Below are 610 nucleotides of genomic sequence, written 5' to 3'. Positions count from 1 at the left end.
AGCACCAAGCTTGTTTGATGAAGACAGCTGGATGTCGTCAGGAAGAGGATTAATGTTAATAAGTAATCTAGTTGACAGTTTTCAGGTATTGAGAAGTGGTCGAAAAAACACGTTTGTATTGATTAAAAGAGAGGCGCGTCTAACAACCAAGCAAAGTTCTGTCACTTTACCTGGTTCTTAGTTTTCGTCCATGACGAATTAGCTTTCTTTATTTGTGATCCGTGGTGGAAGCCGATGACAGAAGCGCTTCCAATTCCTCTCTGGTCAACAAGTCTTGCGGATTTAGCATCCCGCTCTCGTCGTCCAAGGACATCTTGGTTCTGCTGATCAAATATCGCTTTTGAGTAGGAGGTAAGTCCTTGAGCGACTCAATCAACTCCTTGAAATGGTTGTTGTCCATGTTCATAATTTCCCCGTTCTAAGCCTTAAGGTGTTTTATTTTAAGTTTTCTAAGTAAGCGAAAATCTGCTTTTTAATTGTCACCAGCTCGTTATTAACTATAGTTATATCTTCGCATTCTGGTGCAGTATTGTTTCTTGTGCTTGTTTCTATCTTCTCCAGTGCAGCAACTGCGGTATCTTCTCCAAAGCCTTCTAGAATACCTTTCAAG

Annotated in this window: 2 protein-coding genes; one reads left to right on the top strand and one right to left on the bottom strand. The window is 40.7% G+C overall.

The window, feature by feature from the left end:
• The coding region (locus tag R7Z50_RS28910; RefSeq protein WP_411979534.1) for an ATP-binding protein at window positions 1–181 on the top strand (181 nt) is incomplete at its 5' end.
• A 27-nt stretch (window positions 182–208) separates the two neighbouring features.
• Here R7Z50_RS28910 and R7Z50_RS28905 read toward each other — a convergent pair.
• Entirely contained in the window at window positions 209–400 is a 192-nt protein-coding gene (locus tag R7Z50_RS28905) for a hypothetical protein (RefSeq protein WP_318149935.1), read from the bottom strand.
• Between the last annotated feature and the right edge of the window lie 210 nt (window positions 401–610).

It is taken from the genome of Vibrio sp. 1249-1, assembly GCF_033340495.1.
This window is presented reverse-complemented; position numbering and strand designations above follow the sequence as displayed.

Excerpts from the sequence above, each read along its gene's own strand:
- R7Z50_RS28905 (WP_318149935.1), bottom strand. The coding sequence starts at position 400 with ATGGACAACAACCATTTCAAGGAGTTGATTGAGTCGCTCAAGGACTTA.